This is a genomic window from Nocardia sp. NPDC059236, from assembly GCF_042754085.1.
Taxonomy (GTDB): domain Bacteria; phylum Actinomycetota; class Actinomycetes; order Mycobacteriales; family Mycobacteriaceae; genus Nocardia.
This window is the reverse complement of record NZ_JBHZAF010000004.1, coordinates 40,588-54,909: the sequence shown is the minus strand read 5'-3', so window position 1 is coordinate 54,909 and position 14,322 is coordinate 40,588. Positions and strand designations below refer to the sequence as shown.

Sequence of the window (14,322 nt, the reverse complement as noted above, 5' to 3'; positions counted from 1 at the left end):
CTGCGGCCGGCCCGCTAGGCGGCGGTGGATGCGGCGGGTTCTCTTCGGCGGAGGGTTTCCGGTACCAGCAGCCAGACCGCCGATGCCGAGGCCAGTAGGGCGCCGGTCACACCGAGGGCCACGCCGTAGGAGACGCGGTCGGCGAGCATGCCGATCGCGTAGGGGCCCAGGAAGGTGCCCAGGTCGGCGGACATCTGGTAGCCCGCGAGGACCGGGCCGCCGCGGGTGCCGGGGCCGATGATGTCGGCGACCGCCGCTTGCAGGGCGGGGGTGAACATGCCGGAGCCGATGCCCGCCACGCAGGAGGCGACCAGAAGCCAGACGAGGGTGGGGGCCAGGCCGATGCCCGCGGTGCCGACTGCGCAGACCAGGGTTCCTGCGATGAGGAAGGGCTTGCGGCCCACCGTGTCCGACCACCGCCCGGACAGGAACAGCACCGAGGCATTGCCGAGGGCGAAGGCGGTCAGGGCCACGCCCGCGAGGGCGGCGTCCTGCTTCAGCACCTCCACCACGATGAGCGGCACCAGCGCCATGCGCACACCGAAAACGGCGGCGCCATTGCCGAAGTTGGCCCACAGCGCGGCCCGGTAGGCGGGCCGGGCCAGCCCCTCACGGAAGGTCATCACGGGCGCGCCGTTCGATTTCTCCGGCAGGGCCAGCGGGGAATCCCGCAGCGCCACATACACGATCAGGCTGGCGATCAGCAGCGCCACGCAGTAGATGAGGAACGGCGCACGCAGGCCCAGGAAGGACAGCGCACCCCCGACCAGCGGCCCGCTGATCGAGCCGATCAGGAAGCTCGTCGAGTACACCCCCGACACCCGGCCTCGTTCGGCGGGCGGGGACATCCGGATGACCAGCCCCAGCGAGGACACCGTGAACATCGTCGACCCGATCCCGCCCAGTGACCGCAATACCAGCAGCTGCCAATAACTCTGGGCCAGCGCACACGCACCGGTCGACACCGCCACGATCAACAGCCCGGTCAGATAGACCGGCCGCTCCCCCAGCTTCTGCAGCAGCCGACCCGCCAGCGGCGCGAAGATCAACCGCATCAGCGCGAACGCGCTCACGATGAACGAGGCCGCGGCCACCCCCACATCGAAACTCCGCGCGAACTGCGGCAGCGCCGGCGCCACCAACCCGAACCCGATGGCGATCGTGAACGCCGACCCCACCAGCACCCAGATCTCCACCGGCAGCCGGTGCCGCCCGCCGACCGGCCCCTCGACCTCACTCACCACGTCGCACCGCCCACCCGGATCCGCCCGGCGCACACATCGATCCATCCATTCGCCACACCTGACCGAAGGCCGCGCTATTCACCCGTGAGGGCGTGTCCGACGATCTCCTCGGCCGCGGCCTGGACCTGCGCGAGGTGCTCCGGCCCCTGGAAGGATTCGGCGTAGATCTTGTACTTGTCCTCGGTGCCCGACGGGCGGGCGGCGAACCAGGCGTTCTCGGTGGTGACCTTGACGCCGCCGAGGGCCGCGCCATTGCCGCGGGCACGGGTCTGGATGCCGGTGATGGGTTCGCCGGCGATTTCGGTCGCAGTGATCATGTCGGGCGTCAACGCCGCCAGGCGGGTCTTCTGTTCCGGGGTCGCGGTGGCGTCGACACGGGCGTAGGCGGGTGAGCCGTAGCGTTTTTCGAGTTCGGTGTAGCGGGTGGACGGACTCTGCCCGGTGACGGCGGTGATCTCCGCGGCCAGCAGCGCGAGCAGGATGCCGTCCTTGTCGGTGGTCCACACGGTGCCGTCCATGCGCAGGAACGACGCGCCCGCGGATTCCTCGCCGCCGAAAGCCAGGCTGCCGCTGAACAATCCGGGCACGAACCACTTGAACCCGACCGGCACCTCGTACACGTCGCGGCCGAGCACGCCGACCACCCGGTCGATCATGGAGGACGTCACCACCGTCTTGCCGATCTTGGTGAGCGCGTCCCATCCCATCCGATTGGCGATCATGTACTCGATCGCCACCGCCAGGTAGTGGTTCGGATTCATCAGTCCCGCATCGGGAGTCACGATCCCGTGCCGGTCCGCGTCCGCGTCGTTGCCGGTGGAAATGTCGTAATCATCGCGAATCGCCACCAGCGAGGCCATGGCGTACCGCGACGAGGGATCCATCCGGATCCGCCCGTCGGAGTCCAGCGTCATGAATCGCCAGGTCGGATCGACGAACGGATTCACCACCTCGAGCTCGAGGTCGTACCGCTGCCCGATCTCCTCCCAGTAGTCCACCGAGGCCCCGCCCATGGGGTCCGCGCCCAGCCGAATCCCGGCGCCCCGAATGGCGTCCAGGTTCAGCACATTGGGTAGGTCCGAGATGTAGCGGTCCAGGTAGTCGTAGCGCTCCACGTTGGTGGCCAGCGCCTGCGCCAGCGAGGTGCGCTTGACGTCGGCGAGCCCGGTGCGCAGCAGCTCGTTGGCGCGCGCGGCAATGGCATCGGTGGCGATGGTGTCGGCGGGACCGCCGTGCGGCGGGTTGTATTTGAACCCGCCGTCGCGCGGCGGATTGTGCGAGGGCGTCACCACGATGCCGTCGGCCTGGTGCCGGGTCCCGCCCCGATTGTGCCGCAGCACGGCGTGACTCAAAGCCGGTGTGGGCGTGTACCTGTCGCGCGAGTCGATGACGGCGGTGACGTCATTGGCGGCCAGCACCTCCAGCGCGGTGGTCCAGGCGGGCTCGGACAGCGCGTGCGTATCCCGTGCCAGATACACCGGCCCGGTGATGCCGCGCGAGGCACGGTATTCCACGATCGCCTGGGTGATGGCCAGGATGTGCGCCTCGTTGAAGGCACAGTCCAGGCTCGATCCGCGATGCCCGGAGGTGCCGAAGGACACCAGCTGCGCCGGATCCGACGGATCCGGAATCCGGCTGTAGTAGGCCGTCACCAAGTGCGCGATGTCCTCGAGGTCCGTGGCCCGGGCCGGTCGTCCGGCTCGATCGTGGGCCATGCTCGCACCTCCCTTCCGTATCGCCTGGGCCCGGCTGGTCATGAGAATCACGGCCACACCCACTGCCCGAGGAAGGCACCGAGGTAGGCCGCGGCCAGGCTTGCGCCGACGCCGATCACGACGTTCGCCACCGCATAGCTGTAAGCGCCCTCCTCGGCCAATCGAACCGTTTCGTACCCGAACGTACTGAACGTGGTCAGCGCGCCGCAGAACCCCGTTCCCACGGCAGCCAGGAGCCAATGATTCGCTCCCGCACCGATCAACGCGCCCAGCACGGCCGAACCGCCCATGTTCACCGCCAGTGTGCCCAGGGGGAGAACACTATCGAATCGATAGGCCACCGCGCGATCCACCAGATACCGGACGGGCGCCCCGAAGAGCGCGCCGAGGATCACCAGCAGCCCTGTCACCGCCGCACTCCGGCGAAGACCTCGACCGGCGAGAGCGCCACCGTCACCGAATCCAGCAGGTCCGCATTGCTTTCCACGAACGCCCGCAGCCGTGCGGTGTCGTCGACGATCATCACCATCACCGGCAACCGCTCGGCCAGATCGAGCAGCCGGGCGGTGTGGATATGGGAGGACACCCCGTAACCCTCGACGCCGCGCCACACACTGGCCCCGACCAATCCGGCATCCCGGGCACGCCGCACGATCTCGTGATACCGGGGCCGGTGCCGATAGGTGTCGTCCTCGCCGAGCAGCACCGTCAGCCGAGACGCGGGTACCCACTGCCGAACCATGTCACTCATCGCCTGCCCCCAATCGTCGTGCCGTCTCCGATACCCATCGTGTCGCACTCACGCCCAGCAGGACCGAAATCAGTCCTGTCACCACCGTTCCCCCGAGGTAGGCCAGTCCGGCGCCGACCCGGCCCGACTCGAGCAGTGTACGAACTTCCACCGCGTAGGTGGACATGGTGGTGAATCCGCCGAGAATCCCGACCCCGAGAAAGGGCCGCAACAGCCGGTGCGCCACCCAGATCTCGGTGATACACACCATCAGTACCCCGATGAGGAAGCAACCGATCACGTTGACCGCCAAGGTCTGCCACGGAATCGAGCCGTGGTGCGGCACCCACAGGCTCATGGCGTAGCGCGCTTCCGCGCCGATCGCGCCACCGAGGGCGATGACACCGAGCAGGGCGGCGTCCACGCCCGCGACTCTCGCTGCCACCGCCCCTCCTCTCCAATTAGCCAAATAATTGCTGTTCGGCGTGTTGGTGAAGCCGAACAGCAGCCCGGAACTGCGAGGATAGTGCCGCTTGCCCGGAGTTGTCCCATCGGCCTCGAGGAGTCAAGTTGGCGGTGCGGCAGTCGATCAGAAAGTTGCTGGTTCAAGGGTTCGGAATCGCCACGGTACTGGTGGCCGCCATGGCTGCCACCCCCGCGGCCCAGGCCGGGCCGATTTATCCGGTTTCCGACCCGGACGGGTTCTACTACGCCACAGGGAATCTCAACGCCGCCCATAACGGTGACGTCCTCGATTCTCGCCTGGTGCCCAACCATCCCTTCCCCGGAGCGACGGTGTGGCAGCTGAAGTTCCGCTCCACGAACTCCACCGGCGTGCCCATCGCCGCGGTGACCACCCTCATCACCCCGGGCCCCGGCCCGCGACCGCTGGTGTCGTATCAGCCGTTCGTGAATTCCCTGGGCATGCAATGCGCGCCGTCGCACGCCCTGTTCAACGGCGGCGTGCGGGAGGCTGCCGCTTTCCCGCTGCTGCTGGCGCGCGGCTGGGCGATCGCCGTGCCCGATCACCTCGGCCCCGACAGCGCCTACGGCGCGGCCCGCATGGGCGGGCAGATCACCCTCGACGGCATTCGCGCCGTCGAGCGTTTCGCCCCGGCGGGACTGGGTGATTCGCCGGTCGGCCTGGCCGGTTACTCCGGCGGTGCGATGGCCACCGGTTTCGCGGCCGCCATCGCCCCCAACTACGCGCCCGAGCTGCCGATCGTCGGCGTCGCGGAGGGCGGCGTGCCGGTCAATCCGGGCAAACTGGCCATCCAGGTGGGCAATACGCCCCAGCCGCTGTTCGGCCTGGGCTTCGCGGTGGCAGTGGGCATGGAGCGCGAGTACCCCGCCCAGATCCAGCTGGACAGCTCGCTCACCCCCTTCGGCTTCTGGATGCGCGACCGCATCGCCAATTCCTGTGTGGACGACATCATTACGGTCGGCGCGAACCACAGCATCGGCGACGTCTTCCACCCCGGCAAGGAGAACGACCCGGACCTGATCCACACCATGCACGCCAATGCCCTCGAGGTCGTCCCGGAGCTCATCCGCCAACCCCTCTACGAATGGCACGGCAGCAACGACCAGGTCCCCCTGGACCTCGCCCTCGAGACCGCGGACCGCTACTGCGCCGCCGGCACCCCGGTCCAGTTCGACATCATCCCTGGCGCCGACCATGGCACCGCCATGGTCGGCGCCGCCACCGCCGTGGACTACCTGTCCGACCGGTTCGCGGGCCTGGCCCCGCCCTCCAACTGCCGCTGATCGCGGTAAGCCGAAAAAGAAGCGGCCCCACTCACTTTCGTGAGCGGGGCCGCTTCCACGTCCGGAACTCAGTGCGCCAGAACGGGTTCACCCTCTGCCGGAACCGGCACCTTGTTGGGCATGATCAGACCGGTGACCACCGCGCCGACCACGAAGATCGCTGCGGCCCACCAGAAGGTGGTGGTGTAGCTCTTCACCGCGGCCTCGGCCAGCACCGCCGCCGACGGCGGCACGTGGCTCGACGCGTAGTTGTTGAAGGCCGTCGAGGCCAGCGTGCTCAGCAGCGCGGTGCCGATGGAACCGCCGACCTGCTGGCTGGTGTTCACCATCGCCGAGGCGACACCGGCGTCACTGTGTTGCACGCCCGAGGTCGCGCCGCTGAAGGCCGTCGACATCGCCATACCGAGACCCAGGCCCATCAGGACCAGGCTGGGCAGGATGTGGCTGGCGTAGCCGGTGTCCACTCCGATGCGGGTCAGCAGCACCATTCCCACTGTGGCGAGCAGGAATCCGCTCACCACGGTCACCTTCGGGCCCACCCGGGGAATCAGCAGGGCGGGCACGGTGGTGGAGGCCGCCACCATGCCGGCGACCATGGGCAGGAACGCCACGCCGGTGCGGATCGGCGAGTACCCCAGCTGCTGCTGCATGTAGTAGGTGAGGAACAGGAACATGGCGAACATGCCGATGCCGATGGTGAACACCGTGACGTAGGACGCGCCGCGGGTCTTGTCGAGCACGACGCGCAGCGGCAGCAGCGGATGCGCGACCCGCTGTTCCAGCCAGGCGAACACGCCGAGCAGCACCACGCCGCCGATCAGGAAGGACAGCGTCAGGCCATTGGTCCAGCCGTCCGACTCGGCGTGTGAGAAGCCGTAGACGATGGCGAACAGCGCGGCGGTCACCGCGAGGGTGCCGGGCAGATCCAGCTTGGGCCGCTCGGTGGCGGTGTGCCCGGCCAGCAGCAGTACCGCGCCGACCAGCGCGATGGCCGCGAAGACCAGGTTCACGTACATCACCCAGCGCCACGAAGCCCACTCGGTGAGCGCGCCGCCCAGCAGCAGGCCCAGGGCGCCGCCGGCGCCGGCGATGGCGCCGAAGATGCCGAAAGCCTTTGCGCGCTCGGCGGGTTCGGTGAAGGTGACGGTCAGCAGCGAGAGCGCGGCGGGCGCGAGCAGCGCGGCGAACACGCCCTGCGCGACGCGGGAGCCGACCAGCACCTCGAAGTTGCCGGCCGCGCCGCCGACGGCCGAGGCGACCGCGAAGCCGACCAGGCCGGTGATGAAGGTGGTGCGCCGTCCGAACAGGTCGGAGAGCCGTCCGCCCAGCAGCAAGAGGCTGCCGAAGGCGAGCGCGTAGCCGGTGATGACCCACTGCCGATCACCATTGGAGAAGCCCAGATCGGCCTGCGCGTGCGGCAGCGCGATGTTCACGACGGTCGCGTCCAGCACGACCATCAGCTGGGCGACGCCGAGTACGGCGAGCACCCACCAGCGCAGCGCGTGCGATCCGCGCCGCGACGCGGCGGCCGGTGCCGCGACCTCTTTCTCGAGAGCTGTTGTCATGGTGGTTTTCCTCGTCCCCTAGGATTAGTGGAGAACCGGTCTCCGCTTACCGGTAAAAGCTATCAGCAAAGCGGAGACTGGTCCTCCAGATAATCCCGATTGCTGTTAGGATCAGGGTGTGAATCACGTCACCACCGCGCCCCCACCTCGGCGTCTGCGCGCGGACGCCGCCCGCAATCAGCAGCGCATCATCGCGGCCGCCCGCGAGCTGTTCGCCGATCGCGGGCTGGAGGTCACCCTCGACGATGTAGCCGAGCGCGCCGGCGTCGGCGTCGGCACCGTCTACCGCCGCTTCGCCAACAAACAGGAGCTCATCTCCGAGGTCTTCGACCAGATGGTCACCGAACTCGCCGGGGCCGTGGATGTGGCACTACACCATCCGGACCCCTGGGAGGGCCTGGTCGACCTGTTCGAGTACTCGTGCCGGCACGTCGCGGTCAACCGCGGCTTCGGCGAGGTCATCCTCGAATTGCACGACAGCATGGATCGCTTCTGCGCCATGAAGGATCACATCCGGCCCGGCATGCAGGCGGTCATCCAGCGCGCCAGGGACGCCGGCGCGCTGCAGCCCGATATCGAGGCGGGCGACTTCTTCGCCATGGTGAACATGGTCGACGGCATCGCCGGATTCGCCCGGCCGGTCAACCCCCAGGTCTGGGAGCGCTATATGGCGCTGATTCTCAATGGCGTGCGCGGCGACGGCGTGCCCCGCCTGGCGCTGGCCCAGCCGCCGCTCACCGAGGACGAGGTGGAGCGAGCCAAGGCAGCGGCGTACGCGCCGCGCAAACGGTAGCGCGCATCACACTCGCGGTTTAAAGTTGGTCGCATGACCAATTCTTGGGCGAACTGGGCCGGGGATCAGAGCTGTACCCCGGCGGCCATCGCCGAACCGAGCTCGCCCGAGGACGTCGCGGCAGTACTCGCACAGGCCGAAGCGAACGGGCACACCGTCCGGGTCGCCGGATCGGGACATTCCTTCACCGAGACCGTGCTCACCGACGGCACGCTCCTGCGCCTGAACAAGCTGGACCGGATCCTGAACGTCGACCGCGAATCCGGTCTGGTCCGGGCGGAAGCCGGCATCACGCTCAATGCCGCCAGCAATGCGCTGCACCCGCTGGGCCTGGCCTTCCCCAATCTCGGCGACATCGACGTGCAGTCCATCGCCGGCGCCACCGCGACCGGCACCCACGGAACCGGATCGAAGCTGCAGAACCTTTCGGCCGCACTGCATTCCGTCGAGCTCATGCTCGCCGACGGCAGCCGGGTCGAACTCAACGAGCAGACCGACCCCGACGGCTGGCGCGCCGCCCGCGTGAACGTGGGCGCGCTGGGCGTGGTCACCGCCGTGACCCTGCAGATGGTGCCGTCCTTCGTCCTCGAGGGCATCGAACGACCGGTGCCGGTCGAGGAGGTGCTGGCCGATCTCGACAGCTACGTCGAGGGCAACGAGCACTTCGAGTTCTACATGTTCGCGCACAGTCCGCTGGCAATGACCAAGCGCAACAACCGGGTCGAGCTGCCCGAGCAACCGCGCGGCAAAGCCGTGGACTGGTTCTCCGACATCCTCATGACCAACTACACCTTCGACGCGCTGTGCCGGCTCACCCGCCGCCGCCCGAGCCTGATCCCGCTGGTGCAGCGCAGCGCCGCCTACGCGGGCAGCTACCGCCGCCAGGTCGAGCGCTCCTACCGGGTCTTCGCCAGCCCCCGGCTGTTCCGCTTCACCGAGATGGAATACGCACTGCCACGCGAGCATTCGGCCGACGCCATCCGCGAGATCAAGGAGGTGGCCAAGCATTTCGACACCCCGATGCCGATCGAGGTGCGCTGGGTCGCCCCCGACGACGCCTTCCTCTCCCCCGCGGGCGGCCGCGAGACCTGCTACATCGCCGTGCACCAGTACCAGGGCATGAACTACGAGCCGTATTTCCGCGCCTGCGAACGCGTCTTCGACCGCTACAACGGCCGCCCGCACTGGGGCAAGCGCCACTTCCAGACCGCCGAGACCCTGCGCGAGCGCTACCCGGACTGGGACAGGTTCGCCGAGGTCCGCCGCCGCTTCGACCCGAAGGGGCGCTTCACGAACGAGTACATCGAGCGCGTCCTGGGTCCCGTGCACTGAAAGTGCGGCCACCGCGCACCGAAAGAGTGCCGATGGCGCACCGAAAGAGGACTACTATCGGTTGCTGAAAGATGGCTGCAACTGCCCGAGCGTGACCGACGTAGGGAGGGTTCCGATGCCTGAGCGGCGGATCGAAGTAAGGAACCACGACGATGCCCACTGATGACGACTCCGATGACAAGGTCGAACGCCTGACCGACGACCTGCGCACCACCGCCGACGATCTGACCACCGACCTCGGGGTCACCGCCTCCGACCTGAGAGAGCGAGCCGAATCAGCGGCGGGAGCGCTGGCCGAGCGGGCCAGCGGAGCCGCCGCCGAACTGGCCGACCGGGCACAGAGCGCGGCCGCCGATCTCGCCGATATGGCGAAGGCCTTCGCCGACAAGATCACTCCCGAGGATCTCCAGAGCACTCTGGAATCGGTGCGCGCCAACCTCGACCACGCCGCCCAGGACGTGCTCGCCGCGGTCAACGAGATCGTCACCGCCCTCAAGAACAGGGCCGGCGGAAAGTAGTCCACACCCAACCCCGGTTCCGGGCCACACGACCCGGAACCGGGGTTGTTCGCTTTCGTCCGGCGGCTTCGTTCGCTCCGGACGACCCCGTTGGGTTGCCGATTGTGTGCCATCCCCCGACCGACCGTCCGGAGTGATGCACGTCAAGGGGGCTGTGCCAGGTGCGCGCCACACCGCGACCAGCCCTTAAACTCCCATCCAGAAGATAACGAAAACGTCTCGGATTGGATCAAGCGCGCATCATGCTCAAGGGCTTCAAAGACTTCCTGATGAGAGGCAATGTCATCGATCTCGCGGTGGCCGTGGTCATGGGCACGGCCTTCACCGCCATTGTGACCTCGATGACCAAGGGTGTGATCGAGCCGCTGCTGGCCACCCTCGGCGGCAACAAGGAATACGGCCTGGGCTTCCAACTCCTGGCCGACAAGCCGTCCACCTTCGTCGCCCTCGGTCCGATCATCAGCGCCGGCATCAACTTCCTGTGTGTGGCCGCGGTCCTCTATTTCGTGCTCATCCTCCCGATGAACACCATCAAGAACCGGCTCAGCAAGCCCACCGCGGTGAAGGCCGATCCCACCGAACTGGAGCTCCTCACCGAGATCCGCGACCTGCTGGCGAAGCAGAACGCGAACAAGTGAGCCGCGCACCCCGGGTAGGCTAGCCAGGTTGTTGCCAGCAGCTTGACCTATGCCTAGCCGAGGAGGCGGAAGACGTGGGCCGCATCCCACCCCGGGAACAGTCGGACGATCTGGCGAACCGGGTGGCGCCCGCGCCGGCGAGCCGGTGGGCCATGCTCGCCGTGCTGTGCGCGAGCCTGCTGCTGGTGGCGATGGACGCGACCATCCTCAATGTCGCGCTGCCGTCGCTCATCGATCACATGGCACCCACTCCGATGGAACAGCTCTGGATCGTCGACCTGTACGGCCTGGTGCTGGGCGGCCTGCTCATCACCTGCGGCGCGATCGGCGACCGCTACGGCCGCAAGCGGCTGTTCCTGTCCGGCTTCGTGCTTTTCGGCCTGGCCTCGGTGGTGGCGGCGACCGCGCACGCGCCCGCGCAGCTCATCGCGGGCCGCGCACTGCTGGGCGTCGGCGGGGCCATGGTGATGCCGTCCACCCTCTCGCTGATCCGCAATATCTTCTCCGATGACCGGGAACGCACGCTGGCCATCGGCATCTGGGCCTCGGTGGCCGGTGCGGGCGCGGCCATCGGCCCGCTGGTCGGCGGCCACCTGGTCGAGGCGTTCGGGTGGTCGGCGGCCTTCTGGCTGAATGTGCCGGTGGTGATCATCACGGTCGCCGCCGGACTGTGGCTGCTGCCGGAATACCAAGCGCCGCAGCACGGCAGCCTGGACTGGGCGAGCGCGGCGCTGTCGGTGCTGGGCGTCGTGGCGCTGGCGTGGGGGATCAAGCATGTGGCCAAGGGCAATCCGGCCCCGATCGATCTGGTGATCATGGCCGCCTCGGTGATCCTGCTGGGGCTGTTCGCCTATCGGCAGCTGAAGTCGCCGGATCCGCTGCTGGATGTGCGGCTGTTCCGCAATCGCGCGTTCACCGCGGCGGCGCTGGCCACCCTGCTGGCCATGCTGGCCATCGGTGCGGCACTGTTCCTGATCTCGTTGTGGCTGCAATACATTCACGGCTACTCGCCCTCCCGGGCGGGCATGCGCACGCTGCCCGCGGCGCTGGCCACCCTGTTCGGCTCGCTGTCCACCCCGTGGCTCATGCAGCACGTGAGCGTGCGCGCGCTGATGGGCGTCGCCCTGGGCGCGCTGGCTGGGGGTTTCGCGGTGCTGGCAGCAGTGCCGGACACCACCTATCCGATTGTCGCGCTGGTGCTGGTGTGCCTGGGCATCGGTGACGGCATCGCCATCACCACCGCGGCCGCGGTGCTGGTATCGGCAGTGCCGGCCGAGCGCGCCGGGCAGGCGGGCGCGGTCGAGGAGACCAACTACGAGCTGGGCATCGGCCTGGGTGTCGCGCTGCTGGGCAGCATTCACGGTCGTCTGTTCACCGGCCACATGACCGGATTGCCGCTGCAGGGCGACGATCTGGCCGAGGCGCGCGGCTCGGTGGGCGGCGCGGCCCATATCGCCGAGAAGATCGGCGGGCCCACCGGTGACGAGGTGCTGCGCATCGCCCAGCACGCCTACGATGCCGCGCTCACCACCACCTCCTGGATCTCGACCGCCATGGTGGGCACGGTCGCGGTGCTCACCGTGATCCTGGTCCCGCGCGGCTTCAAGGCCACTGCCGCGCACTGATCGGCACGCCGTATCCGGTTACGCCAGTGACACTTTGAGCTGGGCCAGCGCCGAGCGGATGCGTGCCTTCACCGCCGGCAGCCCGATGCCCAGCTGCGCCGCCACCTGTGGGTAGGTGAGACCGCCGTAGAAGGCCAGCACCACCGATTCGCGCTGATAGGGGGTGAGCGTGGCCAGGCCGCGACGGATGGCGCGCTCGTCGTGGCGGCGCAGGATCTCCTCGGTCACCACATCGATGGCGGGCCGGTAATCGCAGACGCCCCAGCGGTGTTCGTGCCCGGCCGCACTGCATTCGCGCCGCACCCGGTCCACTGCCTGATGGTGGGCCAGGGTGGTGAGCCAGGTCAGGGCATTGCCGCGGGCCGGGTCGAAGGTGGCGGCGCTGCGCCAGACCTGCAGGTAGACCTCGTGGCAGGTTTCCTCGGCATATCCGGTGTCGCACACGATGTTCAGGACTCGGGAGTAGATGAGGCCGCGGGTGCGGCGGTAGAGCTCCTCGTAGGCGTCCCGATCGCCCGCGCCGATCCGGCGCACGAGCTGATCGAATTCACTGCCGCGCCGGGTGGATCGGGATGCGGCGGGCCGGACGGGTGGGCTGGGATGCGAGTGGGTTGCCGGGTGGGCAGCGGAATATTGCGGTGCACGTGAGGAATTCACGATTGCCCCCAGATCGACGGAAAGCGAGCACAGACTTGCCGAAACGAGCCGTCGAGGACTGGGACGGTCGTCAACCGCGAACGGAAACCGGCCGGGGACAGGGGCTTTCGGTTCCGCCAACTCACCAGGCTACTCCACGACCACCCTGTTCCCGTCGTGATCTATTTTCGGGGATGAAATTCCGGGCAAAGTGTGCGAATCCATCGCCGATCAAATCCGCAGGCCCAGTTCGACTATGCCGTGGGCGACCGCGTGCACGGTGACGCGATTGCGCCGCGCGTGGGCGCGGATGAGTGCGAAGGCGGCATCGGGGGTGGTGTGGTGGGCGTGCGCGATCACGCCCTTGGCCTGTTCCACCACGATGCGGGTGGTGAGGGCGTGCTGCAGCTGCTCGGTCACCCGCTGCTGGCGCTGCACCAGGTTGGCGGTGACGATGTGGCCGGTGGCCATGCCCGCCAGCAGGGTGGCGACCGAGAGGTCCTTGCCGGTCCAGTGCCGCGGGTCGCGCGAATACAGGCTCAGCACACCGGCTTCGGTGTCGTCGAGGCGCAGGGGGACGGCGGCCACCGAGGAGATCCGGTGCCGCCCGGCCAGACTCGTGTACTCCGGCCACATGTCGCCGTAGCTACCGATATCGGTGACGGTCACCGGCGCACCGCAGGCGTGGGCTACCACGCCGGGTCCGCGGGCGTGATCGCGCTGGCAGACCTCGAGATCCAGCAGCTCCTCGGGGATGCCGCCGAAGAGTTCCGACCGGTCACCCCGCAGTTTCGGGGACAGCGCCACCGTCACACCGCCCGGTTCCAGCACATCGATGGCACTGTGCATCAATTCGTCCAGAATATGGGGCAGTTCGGTTGCCGCCGGTAGCAGGCGCGCGAACCTGGCCAGCACTGCCACCAGCAACTCACTGTCGGACACCGTGATCACCCCTCGGCGAACGCCGGGCGCCCGCCATGAAAGTCTTCCTGTGCCGCTCTTGCCGTCAGCTCATGGTATTTGCCGGGCGGGGCGCTGCGGAACAGTTGCGCTCATTCGGCTTCGATCCGAATCTCGCGCTCCACCACCCGCCGTGCCACCTCCACCAGGGAAAGCCCATGGGTGAAGGCGTATCCGCGCAGGCGGGCATAGGCATCGGCGATCTCGATGCCGAGCCGGGCGCTGGTCATCCCGGCCGCCTGGTGAATCCACCGGCTGGACAACGGTTGTGCCCACTGCCGAGCGTCGTCGCCGGTGGCCAGCACCAGGCTGGCGGTGACCAGATCCGCGATGTGCAGCGCCGCCGACAGCAGCCGCGGCCCCGGCCGTTCGACCGAATCGCGGTACAGATCCACCGCGCCCAGCCGAATCGTGCCCAGCCGCAAGGGCACTGCGAACAGGGAACCCGACACCGGCTCCCCCGAGAGCGCCTCGGCGAACCCGGGCCAGTGCTCGCAGTCCGCGCTCAGATCGGTGATCACCACCGGCACCCCGTCGGCCACCGCCGAGACCGCGGGCCCCTCCCCCGCGGTGGCCTGCGCCCGCTCCACCCGCTCGGCGAATCCGTCACTGGCACACCAGGGTTGCATGCCGGCATCGCGTTCCTCGAGCACGATGGCCGCGCGCCGGACCGGCAGCACCCGCACACACGCGGTGCACACCGCGCTCAGACCGCCGCCGGCATCACGCACGGCGCGCAGGAACTGTCCCGTCAGCTGATCGAACTGCGACGAAGCCATCACCATCGAACCGCCCCACA

General features: G+C 68.3%; 15 protein-coding genes. 6 read left to right on the top strand and 9 right to left on the bottom strand.

Features of this window, described 5'->3' with window-relative positions; genetic code table 11:
* Positions 1 to 14: 14 nt before the first annotated feature.
* From ACFXIV_RS12440 to crcB (ACFXIV_RS12420), 5 genes are all read right to left on the bottom strand, one after another.
* On the bottom strand, positions 15 to 1,241 hold the full coding sequence (locus tag ACFXIV_RS12440; RefSeq protein WP_379399744.1) for an MFS transporter: 1,227 nt from the start codon (positions 1,239 to 1,241) through the stop codon (positions 15 to 17).
* Positions 1,242 to 1,318: 77 nt separating this feature from the next.
* The gene (gene pgm, locus ACFXIV_RS12435; protein ID WP_379399745.1) at positions 1,319 to 2,959 is read right to left on the bottom strand and encodes a phosphoglucomutase (alpha-D-glucose-1,6-bisphosphate-dependent); all 1,641 of its coding nucleotides are present in this window, start codon (positions 2,957 to 2,959) and stop codon (positions 1,319 to 1,321) included.
* Positions 2,960 to 3,006: 47 nt separating this feature from the next.
* Positions 3,007 to 3,369, bottom strand: coding sequence for a fluoride efflux transporter CrcB (gene crcB, locus ACFXIV_RS12430; RefSeq protein ID WP_379379169.1), 363 nt, complete (start codon positions 3,367 to 3,369; stop codon positions 3,007 to 3,009).
* The gene (locus tag ACFXIV_RS12425) at positions 3,366 to 3,710 is read right to left on the bottom strand and encodes a DUF190 domain-containing protein (protein ID WP_379399746.1); all 345 of its coding nucleotides are present in this window, start codon (positions 3,708 to 3,710) and stop codon (positions 3,366 to 3,368) included. The genes crcB (ACFXIV_RS12430) and ACFXIV_RS12425 overlap by 4 nt, the downstream gene beginning before the upstream one ends.
* Positions 3,703 to 4,134, bottom strand: a complete 432-nt coding sequence (crcB, locus tag ACFXIV_RS12420) for a fluoride efflux transporter CrcB (RefSeq protein ID WP_379399747.1) — start codon at positions 4,132 to 4,134, stop codon at positions 3,703 to 3,705. Before crcB (ACFXIV_RS12420) ends, ACFXIV_RS12425 begins: the two co-directional genes overlap by 8 nt.
* 131 nt (positions 4,135 to 4,265) lie before the next feature.
* On the opposite strand from crcB (ACFXIV_RS12420), the gene ACFXIV_RS12415 reads away from it, so the two are divergent.
* Complete coding sequence (locus tag ACFXIV_RS12415; protein WP_379399811.1) at positions 4,266 to 5,456, top strand: lipase family protein; 1,191 nt, start codon at positions 4,266 to 4,268, stop codon at positions 5,454 to 5,456.
* Positions 5,457 to 5,524: 68 nt separating this feature from the next.
* On the opposite strand, the gene ACFXIV_RS12410 is transcribed toward ACFXIV_RS12415, so the two are convergent.
* A complete protein-coding gene (locus ACFXIV_RS12410; RefSeq protein WP_379399748.1) occupies positions 5,525 to 7,021 on the bottom strand; it encodes an MFS transporter in 1,497 nt (498 codons plus the stop codon).
* A gap of 118 nt (positions 7,022 to 7,139) precedes the next feature.
* Between ACFXIV_RS12410 and ACFXIV_RS12405 the strand changes: the two genes are divergently transcribed.
* The 5 genes from ACFXIV_RS12405 to ACFXIV_RS12385 all read left to right on the top strand — a co-directional run bounded on the left by ACFXIV_RS12405 (position 7,140) and on the right by ACFXIV_RS12385 (position 11,927).
* Complete coding sequence (locus ACFXIV_RS12405; protein WP_379399749.1) at positions 7,140 to 7,814, top strand: TetR/AcrR family transcriptional regulator; 675 nt, start codon at positions 7,140 to 7,142, stop codon at positions 7,812 to 7,814.
* Between the two features lie 33 nt (positions 7,815 to 7,847).
* Positions 7,848 to 9,146 (top strand): D-arabinono-1,4-lactone oxidase, encoded by a 1,299-nt coding sequence (locus tag ACFXIV_RS12400; protein WP_379399750.1) that lies wholly within the window; start codon positions 7,848 to 7,850, stop codon positions 9,144 to 9,146.
* 152 nt (positions 9,147 to 9,298) lie between these two features.
* Positions 9,299 to 9,664, top strand: coding sequence for a hypothetical protein (locus tag ACFXIV_RS12395; protein ID WP_354840665.1), 366 nt, complete (start codon positions 9,299 to 9,301; stop codon positions 9,662 to 9,664).
* A gap of 242 nt (positions 9,665 to 9,906) precedes the next feature.
* Complete coding sequence (gene mscL, locus ACFXIV_RS12390; RefSeq protein WP_379399812.1) at positions 9,907 to 10,302, top strand: large conductance mechanosensitive channel protein MscL; 396 nt, start codon at positions 9,907 to 9,909, stop codon at positions 10,300 to 10,302.
* Between the two features lie 74 nt (positions 10,303 to 10,376).
* The gene (locus ACFXIV_RS12385) at positions 10,377 to 11,927 is read left to right on the top strand and encodes an MFS transporter (RefSeq protein WP_379399751.1); all 1,551 of its coding nucleotides are present in this window, start codon (positions 10,377 to 10,379) and stop codon (positions 11,925 to 11,927) included.
* 18 nt (positions 11,928 to 11,945) lie between these two features.
* Here ACFXIV_RS12385 and ACFXIV_RS12380 read toward each other — a convergent pair whose 3' ends face one another.
* The 3 genes from ACFXIV_RS12380 to ACFXIV_RS12370 form a co-directional block, all read right to left on the bottom strand.
* A complete protein-coding gene (locus ACFXIV_RS12380; RefSeq protein WP_379421249.1) occupies positions 11,946 to 12,461 on the bottom strand; it encodes a sigma-70 family RNA polymerase sigma factor in 516 nt (171 codons plus the stop codon).
* A gap of 333 nt (positions 12,462 to 12,794) precedes the next feature.
* On the bottom strand, positions 12,795 to 13,505 hold the full coding sequence (locus tag ACFXIV_RS12375) for an ANTAR domain-containing protein (protein ID WP_379399753.1): 711 nt from the start codon (positions 13,503 to 13,505) through the stop codon (positions 12,795 to 12,797).
* 110 nt (positions 13,506 to 13,615) lie between these two features.
* Positions 13,616 to 14,302 (bottom strand): GAF and ANTAR domain-containing protein, encoded by a 687-nt coding sequence (locus ACFXIV_RS12370; RefSeq protein ID WP_379399754.1) that lies wholly within the window; start codon positions 14,300 to 14,302, stop codon positions 13,616 to 13,618.
* Positions 14,303 to 14,322: the final 20 nt, after the last annotated feature.